The following is a 15143-nucleotide window of genomic DNA, read 5'->3' on the forward strand; positions in this document are numbered from 1 at the left end:
ATAAATTATAATCAGACACATTGATTAACCCATCCAGTTCAAATCAAATATTATCTCGTATTTCCCCCCTGAAAGCATTATATATTTTCAACTGTTAATTCTTCTATCTCTTCATCAACTATTTCCGCAAAGAAAGTGTTGTTTCTAAGTAAAAAAAGTGTTTTTGCTCGTTCATAAAAACGCAGCGCTTCTTTTTTTGATAACTGCCCTCCTTTCCACCCACTCTGTCCGCACTGAAAATAAAATTCCCCAAGTATATAGAGAGAATCGTTCTGGAGACAATATTTCACCCCTTCCTGTGAAAATTTCAAGGATGTTTTGTAATTCTCCTGGTCAAATTCATTTTTGCTGTAATTGTAATAGGTTCTCAGAAGAAGCTTATTACTCAGCACATATGGATGACGGGCTATTTCTTTCAAGAGAAGCTTATAAATGGAAGCTGCTTCTTGATACCTTTCCATCACACTGTAAATAATCGCTTTGCTTAAAAGGATATCCAATTCTCTCTCTGATTTGTTTTTCGCAGTTGTAGGAGCAAGTGCCAAGGCTTCATCTAAACAATCAACTGCACTTGCTGCATCTTCTTCCAGATGAAAAAGACAAATGCCTTTTCTCCATAATAAATACTGTTTTAAATCTGCCCTTTTAAATATTGGATTCTCTTCTTCTGCTTCCACCATCTCCAGTACTTCTGCATACTTGGCCCTGTCTATATTTTTCGAAATGGAGTCAATAACTTTATACATATAATTCACCTTCGTTACATCCGCAAAGGGATCAAAAAAATACTGCGGCGCTACGCCAAGGCGCTCTGCTATCATGGAAAGTACATTAGCTGAGGGATGCACAAGACCTTTTTCCAGTTTACTAATAAAACTTTGATTGCAGATCCCTTCACATAAATCCGCTTGAGAAATTCTATAAAATGAACGAAGTTCTTTTATTTTTCTTCCAATTTCAATATCCACGGCCTCTCCCTCCAAATAAATATTCCTATATGAATACAGTTTACACCTTTTTATCAGAATACCAAGTTTTTTGGCCAATTAAGCCATAATTCAGCCTCTGACGCTGTTTCGGTATTTTTTTTACTTATCGTATACTTAAAAAAAATACGAGGAGGCTTCTTATGAAAATATTAGTGTTCGCTTGTACTGCTGTCATGGTTATGGCTTTTGCCGGGGTAGATCTGCTGGACGTGGTGGAACCTCTCGGTAAAGGACTTCCTTATAAGCACGGTTAATATTTGAATAACTAAAGCCGCCCCTTCATGGGACGGCTTTTTTGGTTCATGCATTATTTAGAAGCTTGCTGCCTGCTTTTCTGTTTTAGCAAGACCTTCCTGGATAATTTCTTCTGCCTTTTCCGGGAACTGATTGTGACCTTCGATAATAACGCTTGAGCGGTTATCAATACCAAAGAAGTTCATGATCGTCTCCACATAGTTCACAGCCATCTCCATAGAAGCAGCTGCACCTTCTGAATAAACACCGCCGCGTGCATTCAGCAGCATTACTTTTTTCTCGGACATCATGCCTACCGGGCCAGCTTCTGTATATCTGAAAGTTGTACCTGCCTGACAAAGGTAGTCAAAATACGTATGAAGTACAGCAGGGACACTGAAATTCCACAGTGGGAATGCAATTACTACTTTATCTGCTTCAAGAAACTGGTTTAAATAACCTTTTACAAGCGTAGCTGCTTTTTCTTCTTCTGGAGAAAGTTCAAGCCCTTTTGCTGTTTTAAACATTCCATGAATTTTATCAGCATCGTAATAAGGAAGATTTTCTTTAAACAGATCAAGTTCCTGTATACGGTCATTCGGATTTTCCTTCAAATAATTTGCTTTAAAAGTATTGTACATCTGCAGGCTCACCGCCTGGTCGTCCGGACGAGAGTTTGCCTTAATAAATAATACATTTGCCATTTTGTAAATGTCCTCCTGGTGAAAATTAATTTTTCAGCTTTTATGCTGAGTTTTAAACTTACAAAAATATAGTATATACAGATTCGTTTATAGATGCAAATAGAATGCTTGTACTTTAAGAAAAAGCTGCCTTAAAAATAAAAGTTTCTTCAAAAAAGCATTACTGCTGCTGCACTTTCGGAGAGGCTTACCAAGGGCTTGTTCTCGACTAATTTCTCTACAGGGCACGGCTTCCATCAATCCACAGACAGCAGGACAGGGACCGCCATGCTGTCTTTATCGCGCCAACTTGGCCTGCCGTGGAGGATCTCTTCAGCTACCTCGCTTTGCTGCGGGAACTTCCCGGCTGGGCACCCGCAGGTTTTCGCTTCATTTTTTACTTTGTGAAACAATAGAAAAAGCATTCCTTCTTTTTGAAGAAAATTATATGTGAATGTACTGCCGATGTTTTAATTTTTCTTCAGCAGTCAGCTGGGATATGTATGAGAAGCGTTCGTTTACATAGCTTGGTCCGATCCCTATAATGATTACAGATAATATTTTAAGATTTATTAATTACTGAATCACCTTTCTTACCCTTACCTTTTTATCATTCACTATTGTTCATGGAGGTTTTATTTTTGGCAGAAAATCAAAAGCGATCACTAGGCTTATTTTGGATCATCGCTTTACTGGCTGGAGGCGGAGCTGCCTTCCTTTTATTTTCCGACAGCTTTACAGAACAGGAAGAACAAAATAATTCCCGTTCTCCTGAGTCTGCAGAAGAAGAAAGTATGGAACCCCATAGCCAGGGGATATTAAAAACAAATCTTGATTTTACTATAGAAGATTTTGCGGCGGAAGCCCGGAATCTGGAAGGAGCTCCCTTTTCTTCCGGAGGAAATCATCCAGATGAAGGGTTTAACACTTCTGGTTTTGTGCAGTATGTTTATGAAGAAGCAACAGGAATACGCATGCCCAGAATCAGTGCCCACCAATACGATCTGGGAGAGGATGTCGGCAGAGAATATCTTCAGATGGGGGACGTTGTTTTTTTTCAGGCAGAAACGTTAATGTCCGGAATTTACATGGAAGATGATGAATTCATGACCGCTACGGAAAGTGACGGTGTAATTACTTTAAATCTGGAAGAAGATGCTTTCTGGAATGATAATTATATCGGTGCGAAAAGACTGGAAGAAAATGAAATTGAATCACTTCATCCCGGCACATACAGTGATCATGAAAACCCGGTAGTCCGGGAAGCAATGAATTATCTTGGCACCCCCTATGAATTTGGAGGAGATACGCTGGAAGCTTTTGACTGTTCCTACTTTATTCAAGAAGTTTTCAGAGAGCACAAGGATGTTTATCTGCCCCGTGTGACACTGAATCAATTTGAAGTGGGCGAAGACATTGAAGAGGATGACATCAGACCTGGAGATGTCCTCTACTTTTCTGATATAGACGCAGCAGATGACATGCGGGAAGATGGAGAAGTGACGCACGCGGGCATTTATGTCGGCAATAATTTTATGATCCACGCGAGCAGGACAGAAGAAATGACACAGATTTCTTTTTTAAATGACTACTGGAGTGAGAATTTTACTGGAGCAAAACGTTTCGATGATATGACGCTGGATGGGGCTGCACCTGCAGTGGAAGAAGCAGCCTCCCATTTAAATATTCCCTATGCTTCTGGCGGGAACCATCCGGAAGAAGGTTTTAATCCCATAGGTTTCGTAAGCTATGTTTATGAAAAAGCTGGAACAGGGACACTTCCGTCCACTGCAGAACAGCTTTGGGAAAGTGGAAACGCAGTGGAAAAAGAAAATCTTCAGCCTGAAGATATCGTATTTTTTGATGGAGAGACAAATCTTCTCCCCGGGATTTATGCCGGGCACGATCTTTTTATTATTGCAACCCCCTCCTCAGGCATTACGATACGCCATTTGGAGTACAGTGATTATTTTTCAGACCTTTATATAGGGGCAAGAAGATTTTAACTGACTTGCTGCAGGTCCAGGCATTTAAAGCCGAATTATAAAAATCTGCGAATACCCTGCTAATAAATAAACCGAACTATCATGAAACTCTGAGGAGAGTTTCAAAAGATAGTTCGGTTTATTCATGTAACAAAAACACTTTATCTGTTCAAGAAAAGGCTTCTATACCTTCTCTTCGAAGATACATTTCTGCCTGGAAACGAAAGAGGACCTGATGCTCAGAAAATTATTCAAAAGAAAAATCCTTGCTTCAAAACAGTGATTACTGTTTTCTTCCACTTTTCATAAAATCCATCGCTGACTTAATCTCTTTCAAATAATCGGAAGCAATGGTGTATTGATCCGTCACAACGCTCACAAACAGTATATCAATCATGTGCAGCTGCGCAAGCCTTGAAGAGGTTGCCCCGCTCCGAAATGGAGCCGGCACTTCACGCGTCGCTGAAATGTACAGCGCGATGTCGGCACAATCAGCAATCTGCGAGTGTCCATACCTGGTCAGACTGATGGTTTTTGCACCTCTGTCCTTTGCAAGTTCCATAATTTTCAGCGTTTCATAGGTTTCTCCTGAAAAAGATATACCGACTACCACATCATTTTCACTGACATTCGCAATGTACATGGAAGCATTGTGAATGTCAGTGAAGCACGATACGGACTTATTCATCCGCAGAAATTTCTGCTGGGCATCCTGGGCGATAATGCCGGAAGCGCCGACGCCAAAGAAATGAATTCTGTCTGCATTCTTTAAAGCTTCCACTGATTCACTCAATGCTTCGTAATTCATTAATTCCGCAGTTTCCTGCAGGGCCTGTACACCATTGTTTGTAAGCTTATCAACAATCGCTTTCTGTGTTTCTCCAGGTTCGATATTACTGTACTGCACAGCAGGCGATTTCTGCAGATCCCCCGAGATTCTTAATTTTAAGTCCGGAAAACCCTTCAACCCTATAGACTTGCATAAACGTATGACCGCTGCACTGCTTGTGGCACTTTCTTCCCCCAGCCGTGCAGCGGTGAAGCGTATTGCTTCATGGGGATTTGAAATAATATATTCTGCAACCTTTTTCTCAGAAAGCGGCAGTTTATGCTTTATTTCGTTCAGCATGACTAACCCGCCAGATAAAGAATCGTTGTTCACTTTCAATTCGTCTGTCTCCTCCCTTTGATTATTATCCTTTAATTGCTCCTTCTGTCATTCCTTTGGAAATTCGTCGCTGGAAAATAGCGTACAAGATAATAATTGGAATTATAGCGATTGTCAGACTCGCAAAGAGTGTGCCCCAGGCATTCGTGTAGGCCGCCTCCCGGCTGATAAAATCAATCGCCAAGCCCAGTGTGTAATTTTCTCTGGACTGAAGAAAAATTAATGCCATGAAATATTCGTTCCAAAATTGAATGGCATTCATAATAGTTACTGTAATAATACCAGACATCGAAAGCGGGGTAATAATTTTCCACAGGATTTTATAAGGAGACATCCCATCGATCGCTGCAGATTCTTCCAGTTCCTTAGGAATAGAGCCCATAAATGTAGTAAGCACAAAAATGCTGAAAGGAAGCTGCGAAACTGCGTAGACAATTGCCAGACCGAATAAATTATCAAGCATCCCAATATTCATCAGCAGGAAAAATAAAGGAATCCAGCCAAGTACCATTGGTATCATCATCGCTGCGATATATAAATTAAATAAAAGAGTACTCCCCTTAAAATTCAGCCGCTCCAGGGCATAAGATGTGGGAACTGCAAGCACAAGTGTTAACAGCGCCCCCAGTACGGTAACGAATAAGCTGTTAAATACCCCCAGGTCAATATTATAATTATTCCAGGCATCTATAAAGTTATTGAAATTAAATGATTCCGGCAGTCCCCATGGGTTCGCATAAATCTCTGCGTTTGATTTAAATGATCCCAGTATCATCCATATGATCGGATACAAAACCGCAATAGACCACAATATTAGCGGAAGTCGAATTCCTGCCCGTGTTAAAAATTTCCCTTTAGCCTCGCGTTCCACTGCATGAACCTCCCTCTGTAAATCCTTCATGTCGCACTTTTATAGAAACTGATTTATCAGCGTAATGGTTTTTTGTGCACTATTTCGTGAACCTTTGTATTAAACGCCGGCTTTCCTCTATCTCCAAACAGAAGAAATAACTGAAGACGGTTCGGCAAACTTCCGCCGGTACTCACAGGAGAAAATCAAATCACAACAGTGAATAATAATACGCTATTTACCAATTTTTCAGCAGCCTCGTTAATACTGTACCTTTTCTCTCTTCATTAACTTCTGCAGAAGAAAAACTGTAAGTAGAGATAGAACAAGAATCATTACACCAATCGTTGCTCCGTATCCAAAATTGTATTGCTGGAAGGCCTGCTGATAAAGATAGGAACCCATAACGTGCGTCGAATTGTTCGGCCCTCCGCCTGTCATAATCTGCACGATAATAAAGGAACCATTTAATGTGGTAATCACAATATAAAGAACTGCTACTTTAATCTGCGGCCATAACAATGGTACGGTTACTTTCCAGAACTGCTGCCATTCATTTGCACCATCTAATTCTGCAGCTTCATAATAGCTCTTGGAAATTGTACCGATTCCTCCCATCAGCATCAGCATGAATAGTCCTATTCCTGCCCATATAGAAGGAAGGACAATTGCCGGCAGCGCCCAGGTTTCACTTCCAAGCCACGGCCGTGCTAATTGTTCAAGACCGACTGCCTCTAAACCGGAGTTAATTAAACCCATACTCGGGTTATAAATAAATGTCCATAAAATACCGATAACTACCACTGACATAATATTTGGAAAAAAGAAGATAATCCGGTAAAACGGAGCTTCTTTAATTTTCATCTGCATAATGGCAACCGCAAAATACATTGCAAGCACCATAATTCCAAACACCTTTGTGATTACGAGAAAGTAATCATGCAGGATGGTTCTGGGAATAATTCCATCGTTAAACAACCGGATATAGTTATCTATTCCTATAAATTCTCTTGCAGCAGCAGAGCCTGACCAGCTGAAAAAGGAGAAATACAGTCCGCTGAACAATGGATATAGCGTGAAGATAGCAAACAGTATGAATGTAGGCACTAAGCAGAACGCTAAAAATAAGTATTTTTGTTTTTTCGTTTGTACCATCTTAACCCCTTCTCTCCCATCAAACTTCTCTGGTAAGATTGTTTCATTGTGAATCCTTTACGTGTACATAATTTCTCCGCGGCAGGGGGAACAGCTTTATAAAATAAGGAATGTAAAAGCAAAGACGATACTTTGCCTTTACATTCCTTTCTCAAGCTTTATTCTCCTCGGTAATCAGCAGTTGCCGCTTCAGCATCTTCAATAAATTCTTCTACTGTAATTGTTCCAAGCATCAGCGCTGTTAAAGAATCCCCGATCGGTGTTTCAAGATCGGCACTCATTGGGTGCGGACGGTGGTAAATTTGCACCTGATCCGGATCATTGATCATGGCGTTTGCTTCGATCAGGTAATCTGGTACATTTTCATTCTCCGATAGATCTACGCCTTCCAGATTCATAATCGCTCCTGTATGCTCAGAAAACAATGTGGCATATTCCTGTGTAAATACAAATTCAACGAATGCTTTTGCTGCATCAGGGTTATCTGCATTCTCTGCGATAGCCAGCGGACGCAGATCCGGTACGATGGCATAAGGTTCTCCTTCATCCTGCATTGGAGAAGGAATAAATCCATACTCAAAATCTTCCGGTGTATCCTCTGCCATCTCGTTCGGCAGCCAGAAACCTACCGGGATAAATGCGTTGTCACCAAGAAGGAAGTTCATTTGAGACTGCGTATGGTTAAATGCACCAAAGCCGTCATCAATATATCCTGCCTCCTGCATCTCAGCTACCTTTTCCATTTGAGCTACTACTTCTTCCCGCTCCCATACTCCTTCTTCGCCTGTTACGATATCCGCAAGCAGTTCATCGCCACCTGCTGCGCCAAAGGCTGGTGTTAACACACCGCGCAGGAAGTAATACGGATGCTGGCCAGTAGTTACGAATGGAGCAATCCCTTCATTATCCTGAATTTCCCCCATCGTACTCATATAGCTGTCAAAATCGGTCGGCACTTCATAGCCTTCTGCTTCAAACTGTGCTGCATTGTACCAGGTACCCCAGGTATCAAATACGAGCGGCAGGCTGTGAATTTGTCCGTCATATGTCGCAGGGTCTACAATAAAGCTGTCTTCAAGCTGTTCGCCGTCCGCAGTTTCCACCTCGCTTAACCAGTCAGTTAAATCCATCAGCTGGCCGTCTTCCACCATCTGTGTTTCACTTGATCCGGCCCCGTCGATGTAAACAACATCCGGCGGATCATCGGACACCCAGCGCGACCGCATTTCATCATTAATATTCGGGCCTGCATGATGGGTCACTGTAACATCAGGATATTCAGCTTCAAAATCACTGATTACTTCCTGCCACCAGGAATCTCCATAGCCGCCTACAAAGTATTGAATTTCCAGCTCCCCTGCTACTTCCCCGTTTCCTTCGCCATTACTGTTTCCCTCAGCATTATTTCCGTTATTTTCTTCAGCAGTGTTATTTCCTCCGGAAGCATTATTTTCAGCTTCGTTATCTGCTCCTGCATTTTCTCCATTCCCGCCGCATGCGGCCAGTGCACTCAACATCAAACCAGTCGAACAAGCAACAGTAAAACTTCTTTTAAAAGATCTGTTCAACTTAAATCCCCCTTATAGATAAATTTGATTTATATGAAACGCTCCTGCTCCGCTCCCATTCAGCAGGCTGCGAATTCAACATTTCTCAAGAATCATTTTTGGGCGAACGCAATTGCTTCTCCCACATAGCCATTATTCTTTTTAATTGCTTTCAACGCCTCTTCATAGCTTACCTGTGTTTCAATCATGATAATGGCAGGTTTCACCTGCCAATCAGCAAGTTCAAGTGTTTTTTCTGCTTCAGCTGCATCTGCATTTGTTATTTCTGTAACAATATACTTGGCTCGCTCTTTCAGTTTGTGATTGCTGGCATGTACATCCACCATCAAATTTTCATATACTTTTCCGAGCTTCACCATTACCGCAGTGCTTATCATATTCAAGATCATCTTATGAGCAGTTGCTGCTTTCATTCTGGTCGATCCTGTCAGTACTTCCGGGCCTACAATTACTTCTATCGCACAGTCGGCATAACCACTGATGGTTGAATTTTTATTACAGGAAAGAGATATTGTTCTGGCATCTGCTTCTGCAGCAGATTTTAAAGCTCCGATCGGATAAGGTGTTCTGCCGCTGGCGGTTATGCCAACTACTACGTCTTTCTGTGTTACACCCATTTTTTTCAGATCATTTTTTCCGTCTTCTTCATGATCTTCAGAACCTTCCGCGGCATTTGTAAAAGCTTCATTTCCGCCGGCCATCACGGTCTGGATCATTTCCGGCGGCGTCATAAATGTGGGCGGGCATTCAGACGCATCGATAATGCCCAGCCTTCCACTTGTACCGGCGCCTACATAAAACAATCTTCCATTATCCCGTAACGCTTCAAATATTATTTCAACAGCTTTTTCAATTTCCGGCAGCACCTTTGAAACAGCTGGTGCTACCTTCATATCTTCTTTATTAATTACTTCAAGCATCGCTGCTGTAGAAAGCTCACTTAACTTCATACTGTTAGGGTTTCTGCCTTCTGTAGTTAATTTGGATAGCTCTTTTTCCACCTGTCATCACCTGACTTTTCTATTATCTTTGAGCAGCTGTTCCGCAAGAAGGCAGGCTCCATAAACTGGAGTACTTCGTGCAGGAGAAATCACTCCCAAATCCCGCGAATGGATCTGCTGTTGAAAATAATTCATTACTACTGCTGAATTTTCAAAAATAGATCCTGCTGTCATCACCGGCGTGTCTTTATGAAAATCACCACTTTGCAGATGGAGGCTTTCTACATGGAGCACCAGTTCCTCTGCAGCCTTTTTCAATATGCGCACCGCAACTTCATCTCTCTCTTCTGATGCTTCAATTACTAATTTCGCAAACGCTGCAATTTCTTTTTTATCCGCTTTATGCTGATAAACAAAATTTCTAACTTCCATCAGGTGGTCCCAATTCATAAAATTTAAAATTTTCTCCGTCAATAAAGTAGGAGCACCACGTTTGTCAAACGCTTTCGTCAAATGCTGTAATGCATGCATTCCAATCTGATATCCGCTTCCCTCGTCACCTAAGAAATGGCCCCAGCCCCCACTCCGGAAAAATTCTCCTGAATTTATAATGCCGAGTGAATTTGAGCCAGTACCGGAAATAACTAAAATCCCTTCCTCTTTGTCTTCGGGAATGGCACCATACAAAGCAATAAAAGAGTCTGAATGCACTGATAAAAATAAATTTTCTGAAAAATCAAGCTCCAAAAAGATCTCTTTTATTATTTTCTCGGTATGTTTTATATCCTGTGAGCTTCCCAGACCGGCAATTCCGCAGCTTACTGCGCTTATATCTCCGGCTGTAATATTAAAAGTTGATAAACCATTTGAAAGTAATCTTCGTAAACGTTCTTTCATTGTTTTAAAGCCAACAGACTGCGGGTTCGTTCCTTCTCCAGTAACGATAAATGCACTATCGCTGCCTGGATAAGAAAAGCTGCCGGGTTTATTAAATAAACAAGTGGTTTTTGTGCCACCTCCATCTATTCCAACAACATAACTCATTTGTTACCTCCATGGAGTAAGTATAGGTAAAGTATATGTTCATTGAATTATTATGTCAATACTATTTATTATATTTGTATTTTTATTTTAAAATTTTATTTTAATTATAAAAACTTCCTTGCTTCATAAGCATATTAAAAAACCCGCAGAGCAATTCCCCACGGGCCATTCAAATAATTAAGTTTGTTCTCCTTCTTTCGCAGAGCCGAGAAATTGAAATTTGTTATTGAGAAATGCAGCTGTATAAACTCCTGATACTGCCATCACCGTCCAAATCCAGGCGTGGAGGCTCATGGAAGCAAGACCACTGAAGTAAGCGCCTACGTTTGCTCCATAAGAAATGCAGGCACCGTATCCCATAAGAAAGCCCCCGAGTAAAGTGATACATGCCATCTGAAGAGATATCTTGCTGAATTTCAATAAGCCTGCCAGGGACATTGTCAACAGCGTTCCGGTAAACACTCCGAAATTCAGTACGCTGAGATCATTCATAAATACCGAGCTGTTTAACTCTATCATCAATTCCTGCTGTCCCCAGTATCCCCAGGAAGAAGGGGTAAGACCAAATTGATCTGCAATCTGCGAACCCCAGAGAGTAAATGGTGCCGTGAACTTCCACGGACTTCCCTGCACGAGCAGAACGGCAGCATTTAAAGTCGCAAGCACCGTTGCTCCTACCCAAATCGGCCAGGTGCTGAAAAGTATTTCCGTCCAGCCGGTACCTCTTGGCATCGGTGGAAGAGCAGGAGGACGCTTCCTCTTTTTATAAATATATGTTCCAAAAGCAATAGCTGCAAAAATTGCAATTTGTACTAGCCAGGCCCCGACATAACCAAGCGGAGTATTATCCGCAAGCGAAACCCCCGGGCGATTCGGAAGCGACTCGTTCCAGAAAGAAAAGTGTACTGCTCCTATGGTAGCTCCTAAAAGAAAGCCTGCCAAAGTAAATAATAAAGAAGTGCGGCCGCCTTTTTTCGTACGCATAGAAGAAGGCCCCAAATTACTTCCGATGTTCATACCGAACCCGAATATAAAGGAACCGAGTACTAAGCCGATACTGATTGGGGAAACGGCACCTTCCGGAAGGTTGCCGAACAAGTTCCATTGATTCGCAAGAATAAGCGAAAATAAAGTAGTCGCGATAATCAGCTTCTGCATATGTCCCCGAAGCATCTGGGTATTTCCATCTTCAATAAGGTGTTTATACACAGTCGCGAAACCATAATTGGAATGAAATAATGTATATCCAATCAAAAATCCAAGTACAAATAATACGACAAAAGCCCAGCCTGAATGTATATAGGCAATGTAGGCAATAATGCCGCCGGCCAATAAAATGATAAACGAGATTAAGTATTGGGGTCCCGGATAAGAAGGTCGGGAGTTTTCACTGTTTTCAGACATAATTATCTCCTTTCTTCTATATCTGCGGCAATCCCCTCTCTATTACCTTTATAATCCCGAATCAAACATGCGGCTGGATTAGATCATTGACGGGAGTCAGGTTTCTTTTACTTTTAGTCCAAGCAATTGAGAAAACACTATTGCCTGTTCTTTGGAGACTTCACAGCCCTTCAGCGTTTCTAAAGAAACATGAATTTTCTCAAAACTGGAATCGCTGATATCCATTCCTTTTAAAGAGGCCTGCGCAAAATCTGCATCCTGCAGATTGCATTGTGAGAATTGTGCTTTTGCAAAGTCGGTTTCCCAGAAGTTTGCTCCTTCTAAAATGGTATCTTTAATGACTACCTGTTTTAACGTTGTGCTTGAAAAATCACTTAAACTCATGTCAGACTGGCTGATCTGCACATTTCCCATATGTACACCTTCCAACTGTACCCCTACCAGTTTACAATCCGTAAAGGAAGTTCTATGCAGAAGTCCTTCTTTAAATGACACATTGGAAAGGTTACAGTTTTCGAAGATGACATCCGTCATGTCCACCCGCTCAAACATAGAATTTACGATTGTTACATTTTTGAATTTCACTTTTGACAATATTAAGCGGGGTATTTCTGCTTCTTCAATAAAATCACCTGAGAGTTGACACTGCAGGAGCTCAGGCTCTTCCTGCAGGAAAATTTCTTTAAACTCCATCTTTCTCATATTATCCGGTACTTTCGGAATTTCCACTCGTACTTTTGCTGCCATTAAATTACCTACTTTTTATGTTTATTTATGTACAGAGAAAAGCGTATAACTGCTTTTCTCTGTAACAATGTTTAAAGAAGTTCTCTCATCTGCTGGTTACGGACTTTCTTTTCTTCTTCTGAAGCTAAATCGTATTTTTTCAGCAGATGAAACAGTTCGTTCAATTCCACCTGTGAAGGGGTGCCCTTTAAAAATAGTTCACTTTTCTCAAACAGATCTTCTGGCAGAAAGCTTTTCTGCGCCTCCAGCTTTTTCTGCGTATCTTCTGCAGAGTGGTCCAGATTACAAGCCATCCTTATTTCCCTCCTTCTTTCATGTTTTCTTGATGAACTGATATTTCCACTGTCATTATAACAATTTTAGAGGCCGGAAAAAAATGTGTCTAAAAATTGAACTTTTGATCTTTTACCTATTGTAAATGCTTTCATATAAAGGTAAGATAAAGAATGAATTCAAAGAGATATGCGTGATTGAGATGCGAGACAGCGATCCTGTCGTCGGTTTAATCAGCATATTTAATTTGACGATAACCGTTGGTCATTTAAGCAGCGAACCTGCTTAAAGATAGCCGTTGCGTATTTTCAGGAGAGAAGTCTCTTTCTTTTCTGGAAGTTACAGCAGCGGTTTTTTATTTGCAATTTTACAACTATGTTTATTCGAACGAAGGAGTGGTCACATGTCAGGAAAATTAAAAAATCGTTGGCTCATTGCACTTTCAGCTGTAGGAATCCATATTTCTATAGGATCTGTTTATGCATGGAGTGTATTTACCAATCCGCTGTCAGAACAATTTGGCTGGAGCCTGAGTGCTATCTCATTAACATTTAGTATTGCTATTGCGTTTCTCGGGCTTTCTGCAGCTTTTATGGGACATTTTGTAGAAAAATATGGTCCGAGAATCTCCGGTTTAGTCTCTGCTACATTCTTTGGTATTGGAATTATTGGATCAGGGTTTGCTGTGCAGGTGGAATCCCTATGGCTTCTCTATGTAACTTATGGAGCACTCGGCGGTATTGGACTCGGTGTAGGTTATATTACTCCTGTTTCCACTTTAGTAAAATGGTTCCCGGACCGGCGCGGGCTTGCTACCGGCCTGGCAATTATGGGCTTTGGTTTTGCGGCAATGATATCCAGTCCTATTATGGCATCGTTAATTGACAGTGTAGGTATCGCAAATACCTTTTATATTTTAGGTGTTACTTACTTCATTATCATGTTTTCTTCTTCTTTATACTTAGAACGTCCACCGGAAGGCTACATGGAAGATGTAAAGGTGGATTCCGGCAAAAAAGTAAAAGCCGATTTGTCACAGCTTACTGCGAACGAAGCTGTAAAAACAAAGCGTTTCTGGTTTTTGTGGATCATGCTGTTTATTAATGTAACGTGCGGAATTGCAATTCTTGCAGTTGCCTCTCCTATGGCGCAGGAAATTGCAGGTCTTACCGCTGTTGCAGCCGCTACTATGGTAGGAATTATGGGATTTTTCAACGGCGTAGGACGTCTTGCCTGGGCATCAATTTCTGATTATATCGGCCGCCCAAATGTATATACTGCGTTTTTCGCAATCCAGATCGGCGCATTTTTCGTGCTTCCTTCTGTGACACATGCCATATTGTTTCAGGCTTTGCTCTTCCTTATCATTACCTGTTACGGCGGCGGTTTCGCTTCTATCCCTGCATATATCGGTGACTTGTTCGGTACAAAGCAGCTGGGTGCGATACACGGATATATTCTTACTGCCTGGGCGCTTGCAGGTCTGGTGGGTCCTATCCTGGCAGCAAATGTACGGGAAGCTACAGAAAGCTACGCAGCAACCTTATACATTTTTGGAGGAATGTTTGTTATAGCACTTCTCGTTTCCATAATTATTCGCTGGGACATTCAAAAGCTTCAAAAAGAAAATGCTGCCGCAAAGTTGGCAAGTTGACTTTTCCTGCATGAACGACTAATCTTTTTTTATAAAGTATAAGTGAAGGAAAGGATAATTATGAATAAAGTAGAAGCTGAGTTCAGTAATTTGGTACGGGCATTTCGAAAAAGACACATGGGTAAAGGACCAAGCAGGATTAGCACTACGTTCTGCAAAAACTGGGCTATCAGTGAAATGGAAGGAAACCTTTCTCCTATTGAGAAATTTATTGCAGGTGATGCAGACGGAAAGCAGATGCTGCGCGCCGCAAGAACAGAGATGGTAAAGGAAATGTACCGAAAAAACCGTCCGGTGGAAATGGAAGAATTACTGGGCTGTAATTTTGTAGAACTTTTCGTGGATATTGATATTGAGCAGGATAAAGGCATGTCGATATTCGTTTTCGAAGATAATCTGGAGAAAAAATTTTCACACCTGAATTAATATCAGGTTAGGCACTTGGCAG

At 41.3% G+C, this 15143-nt stretch carries 14 protein-coding genes; 3 read left to right on the top strand and 11 right to left on the bottom strand.

What is annotated here, in order from left to right; genetic code table 11:
* Positions 1–77 precede the first annotated feature (77 nt).
* Positions 78–968: a helix-turn-helix domain-containing protein gene (locus BLP92_RS07410; RefSeq protein WP_175444210.1), complete on the bottom strand. Its 891-nt coding sequence runs from the start codon at positions 966–968 to the stop codon at positions 78–80.
* 332 nt (positions 969–1300) lie between these two features.
* Positions 1301–1927 carry an FMN-dependent NADH-azoreductase gene (locus BLP92_RS07415; protein ID WP_090842123.1) on the bottom strand — a complete coding sequence of 209 codons (627 nt, stop codon included), beginning with the start codon at positions 1925–1927 and terminating at the stop codon, positions 1301–1303.
* Between the two features lie 620 nt (positions 1928–2547).
* On the opposite strand from BLP92_RS07415, the gene BLP92_RS07420 reads away from it, so the two are divergent.
* On the top strand, positions 2548–3912 hold the full coding sequence (locus BLP92_RS07420; RefSeq protein ID WP_175444211.1) for a C40 family peptidase: 1365 nt from the start codon (positions 2548–2550) through the stop codon (positions 3910–3912).
* Positions 3913–4174: 262 nt separating this feature from the next.
* On the opposite strand, the gene BLP92_RS07425 is transcribed toward BLP92_RS07420, so the two are convergent.
* The 9 genes from BLP92_RS07425 to BLP92_RS07465 all read right to left on the bottom strand — a co-directional run bounded on the left by BLP92_RS07425 (position 4175) and on the right by BLP92_RS07465 (position 13061).
* Positions 4175–5020, bottom strand: a complete 846-nt coding sequence (locus BLP92_RS07425; protein ID WP_090842392.1) for a MurR/RpiR family transcriptional regulator — start codon at positions 5018–5020, stop codon at positions 4175–4177.
* A gap of 64 nt (positions 5021–5084) precedes the next feature.
* Positions 5085–5930, bottom strand: a complete 846-nt coding sequence (locus tag BLP92_RS07430; RefSeq protein WP_244516712.1) for a carbohydrate ABC transporter permease — start codon at positions 5928–5930, stop codon at positions 5085–5087.
* 240 nt (positions 5931–6170) lie between these two features.
* Complete coding sequence (locus tag BLP92_RS07435; protein ID WP_090842129.1) at positions 6171–7064, bottom strand: carbohydrate ABC transporter permease; 894 nt, start codon at positions 7062–7064, stop codon at positions 6171–6173.
* 158 nt (positions 7065–7222) lie between these two features.
* Complete coding sequence (locus tag BLP92_RS07440) at positions 7223–8632, bottom strand: ABC transporter substrate-binding protein (RefSeq protein ID WP_244516714.1); 1410 nt, start codon at positions 8630–8632, stop codon at positions 7223–7225.
* Positions 8633–8724: 92 nt separating this feature from the next.
* Positions 8725–9633: an N-acetylmuramic acid 6-phosphate etherase gene (gene murQ / locus BLP92_RS07445; protein WP_090842131.1), complete on the bottom strand. Its 909-nt coding sequence runs from the start codon at positions 9631–9633 to the stop codon at positions 8725–8727.
* Positions 9634–9639: 6 nt separating this feature from the next.
* A complete protein-coding gene (locus BLP92_RS07450) occupies positions 9640–10617 on the bottom strand; it encodes an N-acetylglucosamine kinase (RefSeq protein ID WP_090842133.1) in 978 nt (325 codons plus the stop codon).
* 177 nt (positions 10618–10794) lie between these two features.
* Positions 10795–12021, bottom strand: coding sequence for a YeeE/YedE family protein (locus BLP92_RS07455; RefSeq protein WP_090842135.1), 1227 nt, complete (start codon positions 12019–12021; stop codon positions 10795–10797).
* Positions 12022–12117: 96 nt separating this feature from the next.
* Entirely contained in the window at positions 12118–12768 is a 651-nt protein-coding gene (locus tag BLP92_RS07460; RefSeq protein WP_090842137.1) for a pentapeptide repeat-containing protein, read from the bottom strand.
* Positions 12769–12839: 71 nt separating this feature from the next.
* On the bottom strand, positions 12840–13061 hold the full coding sequence (locus BLP92_RS07465; protein ID WP_090842139.1) for a group-specific protein: 222 nt from the start codon (positions 13059–13061) through the stop codon (positions 12840–12842).
* Between the two features lie 383 nt (positions 13062–13444).
* Between BLP92_RS07465 and BLP92_RS07470 the strand changes: the two genes are divergently transcribed.
* On the top strand, positions 13445–14695 hold the full coding sequence (locus BLP92_RS07470) for an L-lactate MFS transporter (RefSeq protein ID WP_090842140.1): 1251 nt from the start codon (positions 13445–13447) through the stop codon (positions 14693–14695).
* Positions 14696–14755: 60 nt separating this feature from the next.
* Complete coding sequence (locus tag BLP92_RS07475) at positions 14756–15121, top strand: Na-translocating system protein MpsC family protein (protein WP_090842142.1); 366 nt, start codon at positions 14756–14758, stop codon at positions 15119–15121.
* The last annotated feature ends 22 nt before the right edge of the window (positions 15122–15143 follow it).

Origin of the sequence: Alkalicoccus daliensis (assembly GCF_900103955.1) — a bacterium.
Classification (GTDB): domain Bacteria; phylum Bacillota; class Bacilli; order Bacillales; family Salisediminibacteriaceae; genus Alkalicoccus; species Alkalicoccus daliensis.

What these genes read in the sequence shown, in the direction of transcription:
- BLP92_RS07435 (WP_090842129.1), bottom strand. Translation starts at nt 7,064, where the DNA reads ATGGTACAAACGAAAAAACAAAAATACTTATTTTTAGCGTTCTGCTTA.
- BLP92_RS07450 (WP_090842133.1), bottom strand. Translation starts at nt 10,617, where the DNA reads ATGAGTTATGTTGTTGGAATAGATGGAGGTGGCACAAAAACCACTTGT.
- BLP92_RS07465 (WP_090842139.1), bottom strand. Translation starts at nt 13,061, where the DNA reads ATGGCTTGTAATCTGGACCACTCTGCAGAAGATACGCAGAAAAAGCTG.
- BLP92_RS07415 (WP_090842123.1), bottom strand. Translation starts at nt 1,927, where the DNA reads ATGGCAAATGTATTATTTATTAAGGCAAACTCTCGTCCGGACGACCAG.
- BLP92_RS07475 (WP_090842142.1), top strand. Translation starts at nt 14,756, where the DNA reads ATGAATAAAGTAGAAGCTGAGTTCAGTAATTTGGTACGGGCATTTCGA.
- BLP92_RS07425 (WP_090842392.1), bottom strand. Translation starts at nt 5,020, where the DNA reads ATGCTGAACGAAATAAAGCATAAACTGCCGCTTTCTGAGAAAAAGGTT.
- BLP92_RS07470 (WP_090842140.1), top strand. Translation starts at nt 13,445, where the DNA reads ATGTCAGGAAAATTAAAAAATCGTTGGCTCATTGCACTTTCAGCTGTA.
- BLP92_RS07455 (WP_090842135.1), bottom strand. Translation starts at nt 12,021, where the DNA reads ATGTCTGAAAACAGTGAAAACTCCCGACCTTCTTATCCGGGACCCCAA.
- BLP92_RS07460 (WP_090842137.1), bottom strand. Translation starts at nt 12,768, where the DNA reads ATGGCAGCAAAAGTACGAGTGGAAATTCCGAAAGTACCGGATAATATG.